At 37.7% G+C, this 22,801-nt stretch carries 19 protein-coding genes; 4 read left to right on the forward strand and 15 right to left on the reverse strand.

The window, feature by feature from the left end:
* Positions 1–70: 70 nt before the first annotated feature.
* Together DRF57_RS08135 and DRF57_RS08140 are read right to left on the reverse strand one after the other, a co-directional pair.
* Positions 71–679, reverse strand: coding sequence for a hypothetical protein (locus DRF57_RS08135; RefSeq protein WP_115917847.1), 609 nt, complete (start codon positions 677–679; stop codon positions 71–73).
* Between the two features lie 600 nt (positions 680–1,279).
* Positions 1,280–2,062, reverse strand: coding sequence for a helix-turn-helix domain-containing protein (locus DRF57_RS08140; RefSeq protein WP_047496510.1), 783 nt, complete (start codon positions 2,060–2,062; stop codon positions 1,280–1,282).
* Positions 2,063–2,133: 71 nt separating this feature from the next.
* On the opposite strand from DRF57_RS08140, the gene DRF57_RS08145 reads away from it, so the two are divergent.
* Entirely contained in the window at positions 2,134–3,339 is a 1,206-nt protein-coding gene (locus tag DRF57_RS08145) for a CynX/NimT family MFS transporter (protein ID WP_228450230.1), read from the forward strand.
* Positions 3,340–3,360: 21 nt separating this feature from the next.
* Here DRF57_RS08145 and DRF57_RS08150 read toward each other — a convergent pair whose 3' ends face one another.
* Entirely contained in the window at positions 3,361–4,068 is a 708-nt protein-coding gene (locus DRF57_RS08150; protein ID WP_047496512.1) for a DUF421 domain-containing protein, read from the reverse strand.
* A 53-nt stretch (positions 4,069–4,121) separates the two neighbouring features.
* On the reverse strand, positions 4,122–4,895 hold the full coding sequence (locus DRF57_RS08155) for an MBL fold metallo-hydrolase (protein WP_115917851.1): 774 nt from the start codon (positions 4,893–4,895) through the stop codon (positions 4,122–4,124).
* A 93-nt stretch (positions 4,896–4,988) separates the two neighbouring features.
* Between DRF57_RS08155 and DRF57_RS08160 the strand changes: the two genes are divergently transcribed.
* A complete protein-coding gene (locus DRF57_RS08160) occupies positions 4,989–5,306 on the forward strand; it encodes a winged helix-turn-helix transcriptional regulator (RefSeq protein ID WP_115917853.1) in 318 nt (105 codons plus the stop codon).
* 217 nt (positions 5,307–5,523) lie between these two features.
* Positions 5,524–6,975: a T9SS type A sorting domain-containing protein gene (locus DRF57_RS08165; RefSeq protein ID WP_115917855.1), complete on the forward strand. Its 1,452-nt coding sequence runs from the start codon at positions 5,524–5,526 to the stop codon at positions 6,973–6,975.
* Positions 6,976–7,094: 119 nt separating this feature from the next.
* On the opposite strand, the gene bioA is transcribed toward DRF57_RS08165, so the two are convergent.
* The 5 genes from bioA to DRF57_RS08190 all read right to left on the reverse strand — a co-directional run bounded on the left by bioA (position 7,095) and on the right by DRF57_RS08190 (position 12,078).
* Positions 7,095–8,384, reverse strand: coding sequence for an adenosylmethionine--8-amino-7-oxononanoate transaminase (gene bioA / locus DRF57_RS08170; protein WP_115917857.1), 1,290 nt, complete (start codon positions 8,382–8,384; stop codon positions 7,095–7,097).
* A gap of 275 nt (positions 8,385–8,659) precedes the next feature.
* A complete protein-coding gene (bioB, locus tag DRF57_RS08175) occupies positions 8,660–9,649 on the reverse strand; it encodes a biotin synthase BioB (RefSeq protein ID WP_047496526.1) in 990 nt (329 codons plus the stop codon).
* A 2-nt stretch (positions 9,650–9,651) separates the two neighbouring features.
* Positions 9,652–10,263 carry a dethiobiotin synthase gene (bioD, locus tag DRF57_RS08180; protein ID WP_115917859.1) on the reverse strand — a complete coding sequence of 204 codons (612 nt, stop codon included), beginning with the start codon at positions 10,261–10,263 and terminating at the stop codon, positions 9,652–9,654.
* Between the two features lie 89 nt (positions 10,264–10,352).
* Entirely contained in the window at positions 10,353–11,462 is a 1,110-nt protein-coding gene (locus DRF57_RS08185) for an aminotransferase class I/II-fold pyridoxal phosphate-dependent enzyme (RefSeq protein WP_115917861.1), read from the reverse strand.
* Positions 11,455–12,078 carry a hypothetical protein gene (locus DRF57_RS08190; protein WP_115917863.1) on the reverse strand — a complete coding sequence of 208 codons (624 nt, stop codon included), beginning with the start codon at positions 12,076–12,078 and terminating at the stop codon, positions 11,455–11,457. Before DRF57_RS08190 ends, DRF57_RS08185 begins: the two co-directional genes overlap by 8 nt.
* Before the next feature lie 66 nt (positions 12,079–12,144).
* On the opposite strand from DRF57_RS08190, the gene DRF57_RS08195 reads away from it, so the two are divergent.
* Positions 12,145–13,632 (forward strand): aminotransferase-like domain-containing protein, encoded by a 1,488-nt coding sequence (locus tag DRF57_RS08195; protein ID WP_115917865.1) that lies wholly within the window; start codon positions 12,145–12,147, stop codon positions 13,630–13,632.
* Positions 13,633–14,326: 694 nt separating this feature from the next.
* On the opposite strand, the gene DRF57_RS08200 is transcribed toward DRF57_RS08195, so the two are convergent.
* From DRF57_RS08200 to DRF57_RS08225, 6 genes are read right to left on the reverse strand one after another with little or no spacing between them, the layout of a single operon-like run.
* Positions 14,327–15,514, reverse strand: coding sequence for a PepSY-associated TM helix domain-containing protein (locus DRF57_RS08200; protein ID WP_084084246.1), 1,188 nt, complete (start codon positions 15,512–15,514; stop codon positions 14,327–14,329).
* 2 nt (positions 15,515–15,516) lie between these two features.
* A complete protein-coding gene (locus DRF57_RS08205) occupies positions 15,517–17,961 on the reverse strand; it encodes a TonB-dependent receptor (protein WP_115917867.1) in 2,445 nt (814 codons plus the stop codon).
* Entirely contained in the window at positions 17,948–19,336 is a 1,389-nt protein-coding gene (locus DRF57_RS08210) for an AMP-binding protein (protein ID WP_115917869.1), read from the reverse strand. The genes DRF57_RS08205 and DRF57_RS08210 overlap by 14 nt, the downstream gene beginning before the upstream one ends.
* A gap of 4 nt (positions 19,337–19,340) precedes the next feature.
* On the reverse strand, positions 19,341–19,586 hold the full coding sequence (locus DRF57_RS08215; RefSeq protein ID WP_084084248.1) for an acyl carrier protein: 246 nt from the start codon (positions 19,584–19,586) through the stop codon (positions 19,341–19,343).
* A gap of 1 nt (position 19,587) precedes the next feature.
* The gene (locus DRF57_RS08220) at positions 19,588–20,991 is read right to left on the reverse strand and encodes an MATE family efflux transporter (protein WP_047496554.1); all 1,404 of its coding nucleotides are present in this window, start codon (positions 20,989–20,991) and stop codon (positions 19,588–19,590) included.
* Positions 20,988–22,796, reverse strand: a complete 1,809-nt coding sequence (locus DRF57_RS08225) for an IucA/IucC family protein (RefSeq protein WP_115917871.1) — start codon at positions 22,794–22,796, stop codon at positions 20,988–20,990. Before DRF57_RS08225 ends, DRF57_RS08220 begins: the two co-directional genes overlap by 4 nt.
* Positions 22,797–22,801: the final 5 nt, after the last annotated feature.

Here is a 22,801-nt window from a genome sequence, read left to right on the forward strand (position 1 = left end):
TATTAAGCCGCGAAATTAAAAAGCTGGCAGCGGAAGAACTTTGACTTAGATCAAAAAGGGATAGGCATTTCTATTCAAAGTCCAGAAAACCATCTGTAAGCTGCTGCCACTGGATTTTGGCGATTCCAATCATTCCTCCGGCAGCAACCATCATATTTCTAATGATATCAAAGAGCCTTGCATTGAAATTAGGAGATTCATTTCTCCCATATACTGCCGTGTTTATGTGAGTTGAATCTCTTCGGATCATAAATGTAGAAGTGGCTTTTGAGCTATAAAAGTGGGCAATATGGCTGTTGTTTTTATTCTTAGGATCCTGTGACGGTCTGCAGGTAATCATGATACTTTCGGAGATTGTATCCTCATAATAACAGATCTCTGTTATTTCCACCCAATCATAACCTTTTGCTTGAGTTTCTCCCGGCCCCGGAATATTGATTCTGATAAAATCGCCTTTTAGAGGTTCTCTTTCGGCAGGGATAGCATTGGAATCATACAGTTTAAATGCGGCAAAAGCATCTCCACAATAGCTTTTCCATTTGTTGATGGAGAAAAATCTTTTTTTTACTATTTCAAATTTCAATGGAATCAGTGGCGCTGCAAACTGTTTTCTGCTTTCCGTGTCATGAAATCCTCCGGATTTTTGCTGAGGAACCCCTTTTATTTGCTTTGGTTTCATAGCGTCTGTTTTAAAGCAAGTTAATGAAAATGATACGCTTTATTTTATGAGTGTAGTCACAATCAAAAACACCAACAGCGATCATTCATTTTTAGGATGATGTACAATTACGGATTTGCATCATATACCCTATGATGTCATTAGAAATAGATATTTTAAAGAGGTACAATTATACACCCATAAAATTCCACAATGCTAAAGAAAACTTGCATCAGTTAAAGAATAGTTATTTTCTATCAAAATCAATAATTTTTAAAAAAAATGCATATATAATGTTTTGCATAATATTAATTTTACTTATATTTGTGGATCGAAATAATTTTTTTTCATCATTTGTGTTTTTTTAAGGTCTCCATTCGTGGGGACCTTTTTGCTTCCACTGATCCTATAATTGATTATTCACTGCTAATATGAAAATGCAATAAATGGTGAAATATTATGCTTTTTAAAATCAACAAACACTTTAATATAGGGTGTCGTATACATTTACAATGAACAATAAATCCCTTTTAAATGTTTTATAGTAAGATCAACGGCATAAACATATTACTCAACATTTATGATACTTAGGATCAGAACTAAAAAATGAGATTTTGCCTGCTATTTAATATTTTTCACAAAATCGGTAGGCCGGAACTGCATCACAGCCTGAAAGCTTCTTGTATAAGCCTGTACACTTTTGTACCCTACTTCATAGGCTGTTTCGGAAATGGTAAGATTTCCGGCACTCAAAAGCTCAAGACTTTTGATGATTCGCAGCATCTGCTGATATTTGCTGAGTGTAAGCCCGGTTTCTTTTTTGAAAATACGTTCTAAAGTACGGGTAGATAATAACGCCGTTTCTCCCAGATCTTCTATTCTAATTTCTTTATGATAATCATGATGCAGGTGTTCTATCACTTTTGTTAGGCGTTTGTCTTTAGGAAGACAGATATGGAGTTTCAGAGAATGTTCTACGAAATGAGGAAGCTCATTGAATAATGCTCTTAAAAATATGGTTTCATCGGCATCTTTTGAGAGTAGTTTAGACCATTTTTCTACATATTTTATCATTTCTTTTAAAACCGGAGGAACTGAAAATACGTTGACTTCATGGTAAAAAGAGTTTTTTCTGTCAACTTCAGCAAACATAATCATCAGATTGATTTTCTCAGAATGTGAATTGGTCTTATGGATGGTATTGGGAGGAATCCAAACAGCATGGTTTTGCGGAAGAAGATAAATCTTTTCTTCAATGGTAATATACTGAAACCCACTTTCTACATAGACCAGTTGCCCTTTTTGATGCTGGTGAAGCACATCATCATGAATCCAGTTTTCTTCAAACCAGACAAAATAAGGTTTATGCAGTTCATCTACTTCTATACTGTTATTCGCATTCATGTCGTTTTAAGTTAAAACTTTGGCAAAATTAAACAAAATTACTATGCTAATTTTGCACAAAAGTTTTTATTATGATGAAGAGTGAAATAAGAAAAAAAGCATCTTATGCTTTACTGATCATTAATGTTTTGGTGGTTATACTGATCTCAAGTAATCTTCGTTCGCCTATTGTTGCAGTATCTCCTGTATTAAACGAGGTGAGAGAAGCTTTACAACTGGATAATTTTCAGGTGAGTTTGCTGACCTCCATTCCTCTTTTTATGTTTGCAGGCTGTTCGGTATTGGTGAGTAGATTTTCCAATACCCTTGGAATCAGTAAGCTATTGATGTATTCCTTACTTATTTTAAGTTTTGGGCTTTTTCTTCGTATTTCCGGATCACTGCCCATGTTGTTTCTGGGATCGATATTCATAGGGTTGGGAATTTGTATTGGTAATGTGGTAACCCCCGGATATGTTAAAAATAACTTCCCAAAACAGATTGGTCTTATGACCGGAATTTTTGCGGTTTCTATGAACCTTACTGCTGCACTGGCTTCAGGTTTTAGTGTAAGAATTGGAGAATGGACGGGCTTTGGATGGCGGGGTTCATTAGGGATCTGGCTGATTATTGCAGGATTGGGATTTCTTGTATTACTCCTTGAGCTTCTTTTCAACAAAAAGAATTCTGACCAACCCAAAGTGGCGCTGAGCACCTCTGGGGCTAATATGTTCAAATCTTCCCAGGCATGGAATATTAGCATTTTCATGGGACTTCAGTCTCTGTTTTATTACTGCATGGTTGCCTGGCTACCCTCCTTCCTCGCAGACTATAATATGCAGGGAGAAAGCTCCGGCTGGGTTCTTTTTGTCATTCAGATTACGATGATTCCGGTGACGTTTTGCTGCCCGATTATAGCCAGTAAAATGAAGGATCAAAGGATTATGATTCTTTTTATCTGCGCCTTAATGTTTACAAGTACCATGATGTTTGTACTGCTAAAATCCCAATGGATTTACGTAAATGCAGTTATCATAGGCCTATCCAATGGATTGTCTTTCAGCCTGTCTATCCTGTTTTTCTCTACAAGAACAAAAAGCAGTATCAATGCAGTGAAAATTTCAGGAATGGCACAATCCGTAGGATATCTTATCGCCGGATTTGGACCTCCTGTTTTTGGAAAACTCCATGATTGGGATATTTCATGGAATACATCCTTTTATTTCCTGAGTATTGCAGTACTAATCATGCTGTATTTTGGATTGAAAGCAGCAAGAAACAGATATGTAGAAGATTAAATAAAGTTGGCTGGATCAACTTCAAGTGATGCGTTTCCTGTTACTGGACACCACCCATTCATCCTTTAAACAGCTGGGGCAATTTTCTGAATTGCCTGCTGTTTTATATTCCGTGTGACCACAGAATGTACAGGAATAATATCCTTCATCATGAATAGATTTTAATGGATTTTCCAGCGAATCTGGCATAATAGGAAGCCCATATTTCACATACTGGTCTTCATAGAAAAACACACTGATTTCTCCGGAGATTTCTTCAATTGCAATTTCGATCTGTCCAAGCTGCGAAACACCTTTTAATCTTAGCTCCGCAAAGAATTCATCACTTCCTAAATTTTCTTTTTGGAAGTTCTTAACGGAAAATTCACCATTTTCTATCAGACAGATGGATTTTCCTTCCACCAGCTTTTCGAAAGTCTTACTTTTTCCAATAAAGAATGTAACGATTGTATACAGGAGAATAATGACAATAAAAACAATAAGGGACGAAATAATTCCGACATCTTTATTAAACATGGGATCTCCTGCTGCAGAACCTAATCCAATAATAACCACCAGTTCAAAGATAGAGAGCTGTTTAACCCCCCTTTTCCCTAAAATCCTCAACCCGATAATAATAGCCAGAAACATAATCATGGTACGAAGAATGATCTCTAAAAGAAAAGACCATTCTTCATGTCCCAATAATAATTCTTTCCAATCAAGATTTAATAGAAAAACTGAAAGCATAAAATTATTTATGAATGAGAGTCCAAAAAACAAGCCATCCCAAAGGGGTATTCCTACGACTTGAACTCTAAGGTGATTTCTTCATCATCTTTTAGGATAAAACATTGATCAGCTAACCCTTCTTTAACTATCTTTTCCTCAATATACTTTCTGTCTTCTTTGCAATGGCTCACCGCTTCCAGATGGGTAACCCATACCAATGCTTCGGGAGCATACCTGCAGACTTTTATAATATCTTCACTCGTCATAATAATAGGATCTCCCACTGAAAAAGTGGCAGCTCCGCCTGCCACAATAATGTGCTCTGGCTGATACCTCTCTATCTCCTCTGCAATATCATCATACCAGATACTGTCCCCAACAATATAAACGGACTGGTTAGCCGTTTTAAAAACAAATCCGTTTACCACTCCCATTTTTTCTCCAATTTCTCCGGTTCCGTGCTGTCCTTTCGTGATAAATATATCCATACTATTCCAATGGAGATGATCACTGATAGGAATTACATTTCTAAATCCTTGCTCCACTATTTGTTCTGAAATGACGGAGGGACACAGAATAGGCATATTTTTATCGATGAGCTCTATTGCTTTTGAATCCCAATGGTCGGGATGCAGATGAGTAATAACTACAGCATCTACTTTTTCCAGTTTTTGCACCAATTCTTCATGACTGAACGGAAGATCAACCAATGGATTCAGAAGTTCACTATCTGTCATGGGAAACTTTCCCAAAGATCCTTTATCTCCAAGCATAGGATCAATAAGGATATTCACGTCATTGTTATTTAACAGCAATGTTGCATTGCGCCATAATTGTAGTTTCATTTTGTTTAAATTTGCTGAACAAATCTATCGGTTAATGACCGCAAAATAATCGATGGTTACCAAAAGGTTAACCATATTTATACTAAGGAATTGATGAATTTTGAAGAATTTAAAACGTGTGGACTTCGACGGAGCCTGGATATCCTGTCCGGAAAATGGAAACCCCTGATCTTATCCTCTCTTTTTGAGGAGGAGCAGGTACGTTTTGTGGAGCTTTGGCGAAAAATGCCGAGAGTTTCCAAGAAAGTGTTAGCAGAACAGCTAAAACAGCTGGAAGAAAATGATATTATTCAACGTATTGAAGTATACAATTTCCCTCCGGAAGTATATTACAAACTTTCAGACAGAGCCAGAAAATTAGGTCCTATTCTTGATGCGCTGCATGAATGGGGTAACGAACTGAACCCATAATGCCAATCTCCCGCAGGAATTTCTCAGCGCAACATTTACTCTTTCATTGGCTTTAGTTGATTTTTTTCTAGTAAAATATCTGTTAAAAGGCAAAATCCGGAGAGTTCTTTACTTTTCTAAAACTTTATCATATATTTGGAAACACAACCCCAAAATTATATGTTGATGTAGGTTACAAAATATAACCTCAAAATTTCCTATTAAAAAAAAACAAACAATGAAAAAAAAATTATTATTTGTGTTTATTCTTATAACACAAACTTCCTTCGCGCAAATTATTTCCAAAGATCCTACGTTTGCTTCAAACGGGATTTATACTCTTCCGGCAGGAAACTCATATTTAGGAACGGGAAGCAGCTATGCAGGAGAATTAACTGCAGCAACAAGTTCAGTATTTTATAAATCCTATGACCCCAGTCTCAACCAATTAATTATTTCTAAAGCGACGGGTTACAGCGGCCCTTTAGATTTGACTTTTGGAACAAATGGTAAAATTGTACTGAACTACAATGACGGTTCTCTTGTTGGATGTATAAGACATATCGATGATAAATTAACTTTACTACTCAAACGATATGATTCTACAAACAATACGTATTATCTGGATGTAGTCCGATTACTTTCGAATGGGCAATCAGACCCTTCTTTTGGAAATGGAGGAATAAAGGCATTAGCCAATTTATCAGTTTCTTTTGAATTAACTAATCTTATACAGCAGGGAAATAAAATTCTTGTTTCAGGAATTAGTATGGATTCTTTTGGACAAACTGACTCGAAAACTCATACGTTGAGATTAAATTCTGATGGCACATTAGACAACAGCTTTGGGAATAACGGAGAAATATTGACTTATCAACAGAATCCTTTGCAGAGTTCTTATCTTCCTCATATCATTTTAGATAACCAGTTTAATCTTCTTTTTTTCGGAAATGGTACCATAAAGAAATACACTGTTGACGGACAGCCTATGACTGGTTTTGGTAATAATGGAGAAGTTTTGTTTAGTGGAGAAGCAAGTATTGTAAAAGTAGATTCTGCTGATAGAATTGTGTATGCAAAAAATGACTTAATGTGGCAGACACCACCTACCTTAGGAAGGCTTAATGCTGATGGCTCACCAGATACGACATTCAATTATAATGGTATTGCCGGTCTGGAATTTCGGGATATCTATGAAAAAAATGGTTATTATTATCTTGCAGGCTATGCTGAACTCAATAATAATGGATATACTTATTATTATATCTCTAAGCTTAATCAAAATGGAACTGTTTATCCTTTATTTGGAGAATATATAGAAAATGATCCTAATTTACGATATCATAATATTAATGCAATAAAGGTTTTTGATAATAACATCATTGTGAGTACAGATGGAGAAACATTAAACATTGTTAAATATCTTGTAAACGATAATGCTACATTATCAACAAAAGAAACGGTAAAAAATAATACTGAAATTACTCTTGAAAGCCCTGTAAAACAAGATTTAGTGTATCATTCAAAAGAAAAAATTAGCAGAATAGAAATCTATTCTATTGATGGAAAGCTATTAAAAACTGTAAAAGAGAATAATTCAGATGTTTCTGAACTTTCTAAAGGAGTTTATTTTGCAAAAATCATTTTTGAAAATGGAAAAGTTTCTACAAAAAAATTTAGTAAGAAGTAGAAAATGTACAACTTAAAAACTGTAATTAGATTCTGCACATGAAAGGAATCAAAAGGATTCCCTGAGGCTTGCCACGGGGAATTCTTTTGATTATAATAATCTATACAGGAAGAGATCATTTAGTCTTTAAACTGATCCAGGACTTCTATAATATTCTGATATACAAAATCCAATTCTTCGTAGGTAATACAATAGGGCGGAACCAGATATATTACATTTCCCAGTGGCCTCATAATCATTCCTCTCTGTAAGAATTCATTATAAAGCTTCTTCCCTATTTCATTGAAATAAGAAGTACCATTCCCGGTTTTAAAATCAAAAGCTAAAATAGTTCCGATTTGACGTGCATTTTCAACTTGTGGATGCAAGGAAATCATTTTTATAAATTCCGAATGCTGCTGGGTAATACGTTTGATATTCATTTGGGTTTCTTCTTTAAGTAATAATTCCATACTGGCTAACGCTGCAGCACAGGCTAAAGGATTGGCTGTAAAAGAATGTCCGTGGAATAATGTCTTATGACGGTCATCAGATAAAAAAGCATTGTAAATTTCATGGGTGCAGGTTGTAATCCCCATAGGCATGGTACCCCCTGTAAGTCCTTTTGAAAAACACATGATGTCCGGTTTTTCTGTAAGGTAATATGTTGCAAAAAGTTTTCCGGTCCTTCCGAAGCCTGTGAACACTTCATCCTGAATCATTAAAATTTCCTGCGTCCTGCAATACTGCATCAATTCATCAAGATTTTCTGCACTGTACATCAGCATTCCTGCTGCTCCCTGCACCAACGGTTCAAAAATAAAACAAGCTACTTCATCTGCTAACTGCCCAATCTGTATTTTTAAATCTTCCAGATTCTCCGCTGTAGGCGTATCGATAAAAACAACTTCAAATAATCTGCTTTCAAAAGGTTTGGTCCAAAAGCTTTTTCCACTTACAGCCATTGCTCCGAATGTATCTCCATGATAGGCATTTTTGAAAGCGAAAATTTTAGTTTTCTCCTTTCCCTGATTGTGGGCATACTGAATACACATCTTCAGCGCTACTTCTACCGCTGTGGAACCATTGTCAGAATAAAACACTTTATTCTGATTGTGAGGAAGAATATTCAATAAGTTTTCTGAAAGCTGTACAGCCGGTTCATGGGTAAATCCGGCAAAAATAACCTGTTCCAGGGTGTTAAGCTGTTCGAATACCCGCTGGGCAATATAAGGATGAGAATGTCCATGCAGAGTTACCCACCACGAAGAGACTACATCCAGATATTTTTTACCTTCATGATCATAAAGGTAAACCCCTTCCCCTTTAATAATCGGTATGGCATCAGCAGCTGTTTTCATCTGGGTGTACGGATGCCAGTTGACTGCTTTATCTCTTTCCTGAAGACTAAGTTGTGTTATCGTATTCATATTTTGAGGTAAAATGTTTATAACATATTTTTAATTGATCACAAAGTCTGCAAAAACTTCGTATTCCTGATTCATTAGTATAAGTTCGCAAAAGATGTTTGCTTGCACATAAGCCTCTTGCGAACTTTCGCATTAAGATTTCCACTTCATTGGAATGCTGTCCGGATTCAACCTAATCCGGTAAAAAATCTGATAACAAAGCCTGAATACATTTCAGAATGTTTATAATTAAAATCCAAAATCCCATAAGTGATTATTTAGAGTTTGACATTGATCTAGCAACATTTAACTTCCTGATTAGATTTCATGGGTTTCAATCCCAGTGTTTCCAGCATCTGCATATCTTCAGATACTCCCGGATTAGGAGTCACCAATAAAGTTTCTCTTTCTCCCGTGAAAATAGAGTTTGCACCTGCCATAAAGCACCATGCCTGTTCAGTTTCTGTCATTTCAATACGTCCAGCACTCAGTCGTACCATAGAAGCGGGCATTACAATCCTCGCGGTCGCAATCATTCTTACCATTTCCCAGGTATCTACTTTTTCGTTATTCTCTAGTGGTGTTCCTTCTACCCTTGCCAATGCATTGATGGGTACAGATTCCGGATGCTTAGGCATCGTTGCTAAGGTCAAAATCATTGAAATCCTGTCCCTATGTGTTTCTCCAAGACCGATAATTCCTCCTGAACATACTGTGATTCCAGCCTTCCTTACATTGTTGATCGTATTAATCCTGTTATCGAACGTTCTGGTAGAAATAATTTCTTCATAATACTGTTCAGAAGTATCCAGATTATGGTTGTAGGCATACAAACCGGCTTCCTGAAGTCGTATTGCCTGCTCTTCGGTAAGCATTCCTAACGTACAGCATACTTCCAGTCCAAGTTCATTCACTCCCTTCACCATATCGATCACTCTGTCGAAATCACGGTTGTTACGAACTTCGCGCCATGCTGCAGCCATGCAGAAACGGGAAGATCCACTGTCCTTAGCTTTCTGTGCATGAGCTATTACCGTTTCCGTAGGCAATAAAGCCTGTACTTTGATATTGGTATGATAACGCGCAGCCTGTCCGCAATAGGAACAGTCTTCCGGGCATCCTCCGGTTTTGATTGACAATAATGTGGAGATCTGTACTTCAGAGGGATCATGTCGTTCTCTATGTACTGTGGCCGCTTTATAAATAAGCTCCATCAGGGGCAAATGATAAATTTCTTCAATTTCTTCTTTGGTCCAGTTGTGTCTAATTTCTGTTTTCTTATCCATTATCATAATTTTGTTATTGTTAATTGCTTTGCAGCCATTTTAATATGTTCTTTATCAGTATGGGTAATCTCCGGAATCCTGATAATTTTTGTATCACTTTCAATAAAGCTGCAGATGAGTCTTTCCGTATCCTGTGGAAAAACTCCATTAAGGATCAGGTATTCCAGCTTTATATTTCTTTGCTGTAATGCCATTATTGAAAGCAAGCTGTGATTGATACATCCTAAATAGTTTCTGACAACAAGCGCAGCAGGCAGCTCCAGTATCTCTATCAGATCAATCATAAAAATATGATCTGAAAGCGGTACCATCAATCCTCCGGCTCCTTCTACAATCAATGAATTTTCAGTTTCCGGCAATTGAAAATCATCAAGTTGAATCTGTATGTTTTCTTCCCGTGCAGACTGATGAGGAGATGCAGCCAGTTGCAGGCGATGTGTTTCCGGATAGCAGGTGGTATGGTCTGTCCAGTCCTCAATTTTATGACTGTCTGTGTAATGGAGATCTCCGGACTGTACGGGCTTCCAGTAATCTGCTTTAAAATACTGAACCAAAATAGCTGAACAGATGGTCTTTCCTATTTCGGTCCCTATTCCTGTTATAAATAGTTTCATATGAGTTTTCGGGTTCGGGATGCAGGGTTTGGGTTGAAATTCACTTCCTTTTATTTTATAGGTTACTTCGTTTTTTTACCCTTTTCCTGTTAATTCAATTCTTTAATAATTCTTGTAAGTTTTAGTATTTCATCTTCCGTATTGAAGCTATGAAGGCATATTCTGATTCTCTCACTTCCTTCTTTTACCGTTGGGCTGTATACGGCATAGGTTAAGAACCCTTCATCAGATAAAGTATTCTGTACCGTTTTCAGTTTTTGATTATCCGGAATTACAATAGCCTGAATGGGGCTGACTTCAGAAGAAGGTGTTTTCAGACCCTGATTTCTGAAAGTTCTGATGTTTTCGTGAAGCTTTTTTGACAGCTCCTGCTTCTTTTCTAAAAATTCATAACCAGTTTTGATACTCATCCATTGAAAATCCTGCGCAGAAGTGGTATAAATAAATGGAGATGCAAAATTGATAAGATAAGATTTTACAGTTTCATTACAGAGAATTGCGGCTCCGTGGACTCCCAATGCTTTACCATACGTTACCACAGCTGCCAGCACCTGATTTTGTAACTGATACTTTTCAATCAGTCCATTTCCAAAAACACCAAAAGCATGCGCTTCATCTACCAGCAAATCTGCATGATATTGCTTAGCAAGAGCGGCAATCTCCCGGATGGGAGCACAATCTCCTTCCATAGAATAAAGGCTTTCTATAGCGATATAACAATGCGTTTTCTGTTTCTTCAATAGGTTTTCCAAATCGTTCAGATCGTTATGCCGGAATTTTACTTTTCTGGCATTTGACATTCTGCAGGCATCGTGGACGGAGCGATGGATCTGCTCATCTACAATCACCGTATCATGACGGCTGGGAAGTGTTGAGAACAGAGCAAGATTAGCATTATACCCTGATGGGAAAAGAAGTGCTGCAGGAAAATGATGATTTTCTGCAATACAACGTTCTACAGAAGTTGCCATATCGGTATTACCACTGATTAATCTGGAGCCGGTACTTCCTGAAAGCAGCTGAGGATTATCATTAATGCTTTGCAACAGGAGAGTTTGAAATTCTGTATTTCTTGCCAATCCCAGATAATCATTGGAATAAAAATCAATTCCTTCAGGCTGAAGCGTTAATCTTCTTAGTCTCCCTTCTTCTTTTCTTGTATTGAGTGATTCCTGAAAACGATGAATACTGTTAAGCATAATTCAACTCTTCCACTTCTTTTGTAATCGCATTAATCCATTGATGATGCAGCTCTTTCTCAATGTTCAGTATATTTTCAGCATGAATTTTCCAGTCACCGGAAAATTCATTGAGCTGATTGATCATTTCTTCCAGATGTCCTTCTTCTTCAAGAATAATAGATTTCACCATGATCCGGGAAGATTCCTGGGTAAGGATATCCTGATATACCGGGTACAATTCATCGGCCCGAACTTCAATAGCATAGGTTACAAAGAGGTAGGCTGCAAACTTGAGCTCTTCCTGGCCAAGCTGAAAAACCTGCTGAAGATACCTGCATGCCTTAATATCCAGTGCGTGAAGGTAGTGCCGGGTTGCAGTGGGAGCAAGAAGTTCTTTATTTTCGTAAGTTTTGCATAATTCGGGATCAATCTTTCCGATTTGCTTTTTGAGATAGTAAGCGTGACGGTGCTCTTCAGCGGCATGCTTAAGCTGAATCAGTGTTACTGAAACCGGATGTTCGCATTTTGATATTTTTCTGGCTCCTGCATTCTCCATAAAGGAAAGTGTGTTCAGCCATTTGGCGTGAGTGGTATTATCCTGTACCACCCTTTGTAATAAGTGCTGAAATTCCATTGATTTTTATTTTGATGTCAAAAGTAGTATATTGCCGGATGGTCATATGGTGCCAGTTTTTATATTATGGATAGTCCGGTTAGAATTCCTTATGAAAGTTTCATAAAAATTGACAGAAAATCAGAAACATCGATCTATTTACAGATTGCGAATCAGCTGATCAATGCTATACAAAGGGGATTTTTACCTTTTGGAACTAAACTTCCGGGAACAAGAACCTTCAGTGATATGCTCGACATCCACAGAAATACAGCTGTGGCCGTTTATGATGAATTGTCTGCACAGGGCTGGACGGAAAGTTTACCGAATAAAGGAACTTTTATTATTGGGAATGATCAGGAAAAACCGGTAAAAATGAATGATTTTAAATCCAATAATCTTCAAAACTATCCACAAACCACAGGCTTTTCCTTCAAAGCCTCCAATATTTTAGATAATCCTTTTGAACATTCAGATTGTGACTATGTTTTTAATGATGGAGTACCTGATATCAGGCTGACTCAGATTGGCCAGCATTCCCGGTTTTACAGCTCTATCCTCAGGCGTAAAACCAATCAGAAAATCCCGGGACATTATAACCAGGATGGAAGTGAGTTTTTTAAAGAACACTTATCGCGTTATCTCAATCTATCCCGTGGACTGCCTATTTCTAAAAATAACCTCCTGATTACCCGCAGTACGGAAATGAGTATTTATATTGTTTCCGAGATTCTTCTTTCTGCCGGAGATGTGGTGTTAGTAGGCGCTTTAAGCTATTTTTCAGTCAATATGATCTTTATGAAAGCAGGAGTTCAAATGCTTTCTATCCCGATAGATGAAGAGGGCATCATTGTTGAAAGCGTCAGAGAGGCTTGTAAAAAGCAAAAGATAAGAATGCTCTATCTTACTCCGCATCACCACTACCCTACAACAGTGGCATTAAGTGCACAGCGAAGACTGGAACTTCTGGAGCTGGCCAATGAGTATGGTTTTATTATTCTTGAAGACGACTATGACTATGAATTCCATTATGATAAAAGCCCTATCCTACCTCTGGCCAGTGCCGATACGAACGGAATGGTTATTTATATTGGCTCATTCGGAAAATCTTTAGCTCCGGGATTCAGAACCGGGTTTATTGTGGCTCCGGAAAATCTGATGATAGAAATGCGTAAATATCTCGGTATTATTGACCGTCAGGGTGATATTCTAATGGAAAGAGCTTTGGGAGAGATGATTGAAGAAGGGGAAATTAACCGGTATCTGAAAAAATCTTTGAAAGTCTATCAGGAAAGGCGGGATTATTTCAGTATTTTATTGGAAGAGCATTTAAAAGAATATATCCATTTCCAAAAGCCTTCGGGAGGGCTGGCTATCTGGCTGGAATGGAATATTCCTATAAACCTTATGCAGCTTAGCAGAAATTGTGCTCAGAATGATCTGTTTATTCCTAAAACATTACTATATCAGAATAAACATCTTACAGCGATGAGATTAGGTTTTGGAGACCTCAATGCCGAAGAAATGGAAAAAAGTGTTGAAATTTTTTCTAAAACGGTAAAACTATTGATCTGATGTAAGAAACTCACAAATTAAAGGGAATTGAAAATCTGCGTGATCTGATTAATCTGCGAGAGAAAGAAACATAGTATTCTTAATTTTCCGACACAAATAATGATTTCTGATTGGGTTTGTTTCAAGTAAGCAAAGCAGTGACTAACAGATTGATATAGTTAAGATTCCGTATGATTTATCCTGTTATTTTTAATTAAAACATCTCGCGGATTGAGCAAATTAAAAGAGCATTAAAAAATCTGCGTGATCTGCTTAATCTGCGTGAGAAAAAAACATAGTATTCTTATTTTTCCGACACAAATAATGATTTCTGATTGGGTTTGTTTCAAGTAAGCAAAGTAGTCACTAACAGGTTGATATAGTTAAGATTCCGTGTGATTTATCCTGTTATTTTTAATTAAAACATCTCGCGGATTGAGCAAATTAAAAGAGCATTAAAAAATCTGCGTGATCTGCTTAATCTGCGTGAGAAAAAAACATAGTATTCTTATTTTCTGACACAAAGAATGATTTCTGATTGGGTTTGTTTCAAGTAAGCAAAGTAGTGACCAACAGATTGATCTGGTTAAGATTCAGTGTGATTTATCCTGTTATTTTTAATTAAAACATCTCGCGGATTGAGTAGATGAAGAGGATTAAAAATCTATGAGAGAAAAAGCAAAAGCCCCTAAAATATAGAGGCTTTATTGAAAATTTAGTGATGGGATGGAAATACCACCTTATTTTTTTTATGCTTTGGTTTTTTCTTCTTCCTGTTTAAATAGATGATAAAACCTGTAATAGGAAGTGATGCAGCAATGATCCCTGCTAAAAAATAAATAATTCTGCTGGTCATTCCAAAGATACTTCCGGTATGCAGGTCGTAATTTCTTTCTCTTAATGCAGTTCCATATCCTATATTTTTGTCTTTATACGATTGATGTTTTACCATCTCACCCGAGTATTGGTCAAAATTATACTGATCATTCCGGTACAGTCTGTTATCATAGGTAAGTTCAGCATAATAGGTCCCTTCTTCCGTTCTTGGAAAATTGATAAGGGCTGATTCTTTATCAGTAAGACCTTTTTCCATTTTGTTTCCAATCATATCCAAAATGTTTTTTTGATCCGAAAATTCTTCTGCCGGTATTTTACTTTTGGCTTTCTGTTCCGTAGGTGCACTTCCATTTAATGTCTTTTTCATCCATTTATCTACGTCCTCAAAACTCCAGATCATTGCAGAATAAGAAATGATTAATAGAGGAATCACAGCATAAAATCCCAGTACATTATGAACATCATAATTAATTCTTTTCCAGTTGGCAGAAATTTTAATAAAGAACATTCCTTTCAACATGCTCTTGCTCATCTTTCTCGGGTACCATATCACTAATCCCGAGAATAAAATGATCGTCATGATAAGAGTGGAATATCCTGTGATTGTTTTTCCTATCTTCTCGCCCAACAAAAGCCTTCTGTGAAGGTCCAGCACAATTTCAAAAAAATCTTTTTTGGCATCTTCTACGGCCTGTACTTTTCCTGTGTAAGGATCCATATAAACCCTATAATAGTAAAGATAAGTTCCCCAATACGTTAGAGCATCATTATCCATTTTTAAGGTACGGAAAACATAAGTCTGTGAAGGGTCAGAAGACATGACCACTCTTTTGATTTTCAATCCTTCCGGAAGGGCCTTTTCAGCTTTTGAGGAAAGCTCAGACAGAGGTAGCTTTTTCTTTCCTATAACCTCAACAAAATATCTTTCCGGGTGTACCCATTGTTTTAATTCTTTTTCGAAGACGAGAATACATCCTGTAGCCGCCATTATTACAACTATAAGCCCGGACGTTAGTCCGAGCCATAGATGTAACTGATATGCTATTTTTCTAAATTTAAGCTTCATTATTAAAATTTAAGGCTTACCTCAGCTACAAAGTTACGGGGCATTTGAGCGACTACCACTCCCTGCCCTGCAAAATATTGCGCATTGCCTAAATTATTCATTTTAAATCCTACTCTGTATTTTTCTTTTTCCAGGGAAATAGAGGCATTAATCAGCGTATATGCAGGGAATGCAAACTGTCCGGTAGTGGTTTTGTTTCCTGTAATCTGTTTACCTACACGGTTGACCCCAAAACCTACTCCCAGTCCCTGAAGTCCTTTAATAGGAAGCACATAACTGATCCATGAATTAAATACATTAGCAGGGCCTGCAGATTCCGGACGACGTCCTTCTACAGCAGCATCCGCTTTTTCCATTCTACTGTGGTTGTATGAATATCCTGCAATAATATTCAATCCCTGAACAGGATTCATAACAGTTTCTATTTCAATTCCCTTACTTCTTTGCTGTCCATCCTGAACAATAATAGCATATTCTTTTCCATCACGGATTACCCCGGTGCCCCGCTGTATATTGTCAACCAATATATCATAATATCCCACGGTAAAGTTGAATTTGTTTCTCCAAAGATTTCCTTTTACTCCCACTTCCCACTGATTTGCAGTTTGTGGTTTCATATCTCCGCTATAGTCCTGTAATTGCTGTACCACAGGTGCTGTATAGCTAAAACCATTCATATAGTTGGCATAAGCTGATAAACGGTCTTTGACCACCTGATAGACTAATCCTACTTTTGGAGACCACGCCGTTTGTTTGAATTCGCCGGCACGTACATTAGTGTTCAGGTTAAGCTGTCCTTTGCTTTCATAATGGTCCAGACGTAAGCTTAGTAAAGTAATCAAACGGTCGGTAATATAAGTAACATTGGAAATATAGGCTCCATAAAGATTGGCTGAAGAGGTATTCCGTACCAAAGGTGCTTTTTTAGCATCAATAGCGGTTTGGGTAGCAGCCTGTATTTTCTGCAGAGCGAGATCTTTGGAAATATTTCCGTAACCACTTGTTAAGTTTTGTCCGTCTACATAATCAAATACCACAATCGGAGAATGGTTGTTATTGATAGACTGATTGAAATAATCTAATCCGATCAATACTTTATTTTTGATTTTTCCGATATTGAATTCTCCGTTAAAGTTTTGCTGAACACTGGTGGAAGAAGCTTCGGAGTTCTGCCATTGTACATTACGCTCCAGCATGGCATCGCTGGTATTTCCTCTGATAAACTGGTACTGATAGAGTCCTTCCGTTTTTCTGAAGTTACGGGAAAGTGACGTTTGTGAGCTCCAGTTATTTGATATTTTATAATTAGCCTCCGCTTTTACATTAATTGACGGAGCTTTCAGGGTCATATCATTGTTGGAGTACGATCTTTTCCAGTCGAATCCTAATTCATCAGGTGTATGGGCAAAAAATGCTCTCGTTCTGGGAAGAAAGATAATAGGGGTATTAGTTCCCTCATAATTATAAATCTGAGCTCCTAAACTGAACTTCAGCCTGTCATTAACCTGATAGCTTAAGGTAGGGGCAACAAAAAATGATTTTCTGAATTCAGAATCTCTAAATCCATTCTGATACTGATAGGCCGCATTCAAACGGAATAATGTTTTTCTGGACTCAGTAATGGGACCATACACATCAGCCGTTACACGGTTCAGATTATAGCTTCCCATAAGGTAGGATACTTCCCCACCAAAGTAATCTTTAGGTTTTTTCGTTACGGCATTAATAAGTCCTCCGAAAGAGGTTACAGCACCTCCATATAGAGTTCCTGCCGGTCCTTTAATAACTTCTAAACGTTCAATGTCAGCAGGATCAATCTCTCCATTAGTGGTTGCGGGAAGACCATCTACCATTGATACTTTTGTGGGAAATCCTCTAAGGCTATAGTAGAAGCTTCCGTCCCCGGAACCTCTTCCCGGACTCCCCTGCATTTTTACCATCCCCGGCACATTTTTTAAAACTTCTGAAATGTCATAAGTAATCTGTTCCTTCAGTAATTGCTGGTTGATACTCGTATAAGCCTGTGGATTTTCTAAATTCCTTAATGGCATTTTAGAAACCGAAGTACTGTCTTTATCCAGAAATTTATTTCTGCTGAAAGCATATACGGTGATTCCTTCAATAACATTGTTTTCTGTTGAAGTATAGATGGGTGGAATTTCATAGACATCTTTCTCAATCCGGATTTGCTCGCGCATCAATTCGATATCATTTAAAACCACCTGAAGAGTATATTCTCCAGGTGGCACATTATCAAAATAATATTCTCCTAAATTGTTTGTCTTTGATTGATATGAAGTATTTACTATTCTTAAAAGTGCATTTTTTACCGGCACTTTCTCAGACAGCATGACCTTGCCGTTTACCCTTTCATTTTGCTGAGCATCAATAAAATGAGGAAGTAAGACAAAAGCTAAAAGTAATATAGGGGTTTTAAATGTTTTCATGCTGTAAGTTTTGTAACAGGGGATAGTTTATTTTACCGTTTTGTGATAATGGAAATGACTCTATGTGTTCGGTGCGGACGTATTGAGGATTAATGCGCAGCTTATTTTTAATAATTTCAGTGATGGTCTGAGGATCAATCTCCGGATTGTCATACAGCACAATGATTTTTTTGTCATTGGAATTCAGACATACAAACGTATTTCCTTCCAGCTCATTTTTAAGAATAAATTCTACCTCATCCAGATTAAGCCGTATTCCGAAAAGCTTCATGATACGTTTTATTCTTCCTGTGATAGAGTAAATTCCGTTGTCTTCTTTTTTTGCAGTATCTCCTGTACGCAGTACTGCAGGCTGTTCGTAAGAACTAAGGTCTTGAAGCGTATGGGCATAGCCTCCAAAAATACTGGCATGTGAGAACAACAGTTCATCGGTATCAGGATCTATGCTGAAATTCCCACCATATACAGGAGTACCAATAGAAGTTTCTTTTTCCAGAAGCCCATCTGTGGTAAGATAAGCCATTCTTCCACCGGCTTCTGTCTGACCATACTGTGCAAAGAATTGTTTTTCAAATTCAAGACAATAAGCAAAGATGGTTTTTCTTAGCTCGCCATTGATCACCCCTCCTGTATGAGTCAGGTATCGTAAACTTTGACTGTCTTTTCTAAAGAAGCCTATCCTGTTAAGGTTCTCGTATAAAAATGGAACTCCTCCCAAAGTACTGTATCCATATTCCTCCATTTCATCCCAGAATGCCTTTTGCATAATATCTTTATCCGTACATACCATTCTTCCGGCACGCATACAGTTGGTCGTAAAAATAGAAAAGCCATATACAAAATTGATGGGTACATTCAATGGTACCACGTCAGATTCCAGAATAGGCATATACTGAAGGATACTCACGGCATTCTGATACAGATTTTCATCCGATAACTTAACGAGTTTGGGAATTCCTGTAGTTCCTGAAGTACTTAAAAGAAGCTTAATTTCCGGATGGATCGTAATCTCACTTTGGTAATCATCTTTCATAAAGATTTTTACCGTATCAGAGAATGCTCTGATACTGTATCCTTCTACCTCATCTCTGGATGGATCAAAGATATATTTCGGACGGTATTCTGCCTCCATCCGGTCTTTGAATTCCGAATGCAGTTTCTGTCCCAATAAAGCAATCGTATGGGCTGTTCCGTAAAAATTGAGAAGAACCTCAATACTGGAGAGCTGATTGTCATTGTACAAAAAGATCAATCCTTTTTCTACAGGATTCAAGCCTAAAGACCGATACAGCGTTCCAACCGGTATGGTATTACCGGTGGAAGCATCTGTAAACAACAAGTTCTTGTTGGCAATTACATTTTCTAAAATTTTCATATACTTAGTTTTCTACGAATACATCGTATTTTTTCATTTTTTCACGGATCTTTCCGACGTTACCCATCTCAAGGATATCATTAAAATCAAACTTGATCTGATAAAACTGCTCCAGTGCTTCTACAATAAGCAGATGGGACATAGAATCCCATTCCGGAATTTCCTGATAGGTAAGATTTTCATCTACCAATTCTTTTTTTATAGCAATTGCAGAGGCAATTATTTCATAAAACTCTTCTGTTGTGTTCATTTTAAATTTTTATAGTTTTCCATTTACCGTTTTTGAAAATCATTAGGAAAAGTACAGCCAGTACGATTTCTGAAGAAACAATAGCTGTAAATATTCCCTTTAGTTCCCATTGAAGCCTTACTCCCAGTAGATAAGCCAGAGGAAGCTGAATAATATAGAACATGATGATATAGAGAAGTGTTACCTGCATGATGTTACCGGCTGCATTTAATGCGCGGCTGATCACCATAGTGAAACCTAATAAAAGATAGGCCATGGATACCACATGGATATACTGAACGGCGTACCTTGCTACCTCCGGTTCTACAGTAAAAAATTTCACGACATGCTCTGCGGCAAGCTGCCAGAACAAAGCCACTGCAATAAGGTAGCTCATATTAATGGTGCCTGCTCTCCACACTGTTTTTTCTGCCCGGACAGGATCTCCTGCTCCTAAATTCTGTCCCGTAAGAACACCGGCAGCATTCCCTATTCCCCAGGCGGGCATCGTGGCAACAGAAGCAATACGTTGTGCAATAATGTAACCCGCAAGCGCTGTCGTTCCAAAAGTAGATATGATTTTCACCATAATCAGCCAGCTGGATGTAGGGATAATATACTGAACCAAGCCCCCAAAAGCTATTTTAAGAATCTTTTGGAGCAATGGCCCATCAAAGTCAAATTTCATCAGGATATTAATGCTCGTTTTACCTGTTAACAGGATAAAAAACTGGTATAAAACTGCCAGTAGTCTTGATAAAACTGTTGCATAGGCCAGTCCCAGCAATCCGAAAGCAGGAATAAATCCTACCCCGAAAACTAGTACTACGGCAAAAACAATATTTGAAATATGACAGAGCCAAAGTGATTTCATGGCAAGATCTGCATCCCCTGCTCCTCTGAACAGTCCATTAATCGAAAGACGGAGGATGACAAGTCCGATACTGATAAAAACCAGTCGGGAAAAAGAGAGCCCATCATTTACTATTCCTGCATTGATCCCCAGGAAACCTACAATCTCTCCGGCGAAATAGCATGACAGCCCGCCAATCAGTAAGGCAAAGAATAAGGCAAGCATAATAATATAATGAGCTGTTTTACCCATGCCTTCTTTATCTTTTTCGCCTGCTCTCCTTGCGGTAAGCGTTGCCGCAGCAATCCCAAGACCTACTGCGATAGCATAAGCGAAATTGACATAATTATCGGTAATCCCAACAAGGCCAAGAACTTTATCTCCCAGTTTGGCAATAATTAAAAGATTGACACTTACAAAAACAGATTCCATTACCAGCTCCATCACCATAGGAATTGCTAAGCTAAAGATGGAACGGTTGATACTTCCGGAAGTCAGTTCGACTTTTTTTCCGGCTAAGGCTCCATAGGTAAAAACCGTTCCTTCTTTTAGTATATGCAGGAATTTCCTCATAATACAGCTACAGAATTTTTATTGGCGATCTGATACAGAGGGTTAGGCAATGCTCCATCCTTTCTTGGAATAGCAAAAGCTTTATTTTCACTGTAGCCATTATTTTTCAGACGCAGGCTATTGATATAAAACCTTTTGAACGTAGGGACATACAGATCATATTTCTCATATCTCTCCTGTAGATGAGTGTTGTCTGCCTTATAACTTTCTATGCAGTCATGCACAAGTGTCCAGAATACATCTTCTTTAAAGTTTGAATAGGTATGAAGTACATTAGACATATATCTGAAAAAAGCATCAAAGACTCCCAGAAGAATAAATAAAGGAATATTTTCTTTGTTGGAAGACTGTATCAATCCGTCTGCAAGATGAGCCGGAAGCTTTTCTCTTGCTTCTGTTGTAAGGACAATATCATCTACAAAATCTTTAATTACAATTCTTTGAGGCACTCCATTTTTCAACACGACCATAATGTTCTCGCCATGGGGAGTCACACATAAAGAATGGGTGTAATAGATGTGAAGCAACGGTGTAAGATAGGCATCAAGATAACTTGCCACCCATTCTTTGATACTCATTCCTGCCTTTTCCGCAAAAGCCTGCACCAAAGGGACACCGTTATTATCTACATATAGTAAGGAAGCCATGGTTACCATTTGTTCACCTTCCTTAAGGTAGTTTTCCGCACTTTCACGCCATAAGGCTCCCAGGAATTCATTATACTGGTAAGGAACATTGGTGATCGCTCCGTATTGTGGATGAAGGTAAGCAATAGAGGCTTCTTCTCCGAGGAATATCGTTCCTTTGGTATCAAGATAAGCATCATCCTTTATAAGGCTTTTTACCCATTCTGTAATAGAAGGAGCTATTTTCATCTGTTTTGGAGATAATCCCCGGATATTTCCTGTACTTAGGATAGAAACAGCTGTTTTAAGATATCTTTTCTTAGGATGGTCTACATTAAATAAAGTACGGATACTCTGTTGCGGGCTGTAGGTATCATTTCCTTCTCCCAGTAGAATCAGAAGTCCGGATGCAATATCTCCGGCAAAATGAATCTTCAGCTTTTCTTCCCATTGCCACGGATGAACAGGAATAAAATGATAATCTTCCACAGATTTTCCTTCATTGACAAGTTTTTGCTGAAAATCCTGATAAAGCTGATCTCCAATTTCAGAACGGTAGAATTCTTCTCTGCCTATATGATCCAATGATTGAAATGCAGACCTGCTGGTATGGGATGCCAACCAGATAGGTTTCAGATTTTGATCAGATTCCGGAGAAAATGCTTTCAGGTCACGGGGAGAAAATCCTAATCTGCTTTTGTTAACAATTACCCATGGATGACCGGTCATTTGATGCTCTACCGTCTGATAATCTGATGAAGCCAGATCTTTTGAGGGCATCACTCCTTTAGATAAAATCATGGCATCACAGTATAAGGTATGCAAAAGCTCTTCCGTATATCTTGCCAGTGTATAGGCATCTAAATCAAATACAGATTGCATTTCCAGGAAAAATGCTGCAACATCTACAGGTACTTCCTGAGAATGGTCTGTTTTGGTGATACTGTCTGTGTCGATATGCCAGTAGTCCATCATTCTTTCCTGACCGCGGAAGCTGTATTCAATATTATCGAATCCGGTTTCCAGTTTGAAAACGGTATAGCCGGTTTCATCCTGAAAAGCAACGACAGGTTTTAACAGTTCTTCGTGCATTAATTCTGCAATGGTTTTAGCCATCAGATTTTTATTGGCCTGCAGCCAGTGTTCCTGGCTTATAGTATTATTTAAATTGGTGTTCATTTTTT

The sequence above is a fragment of the Chryseobacterium rhizosphaerae genome (assembly GCF_003385455.1).
GTDB lineage: Bacteria > Bacteroidota > Bacteroidia > Flavobacteriales > Weeksellaceae > Chryseobacterium > Chryseobacterium rhizosphaerae.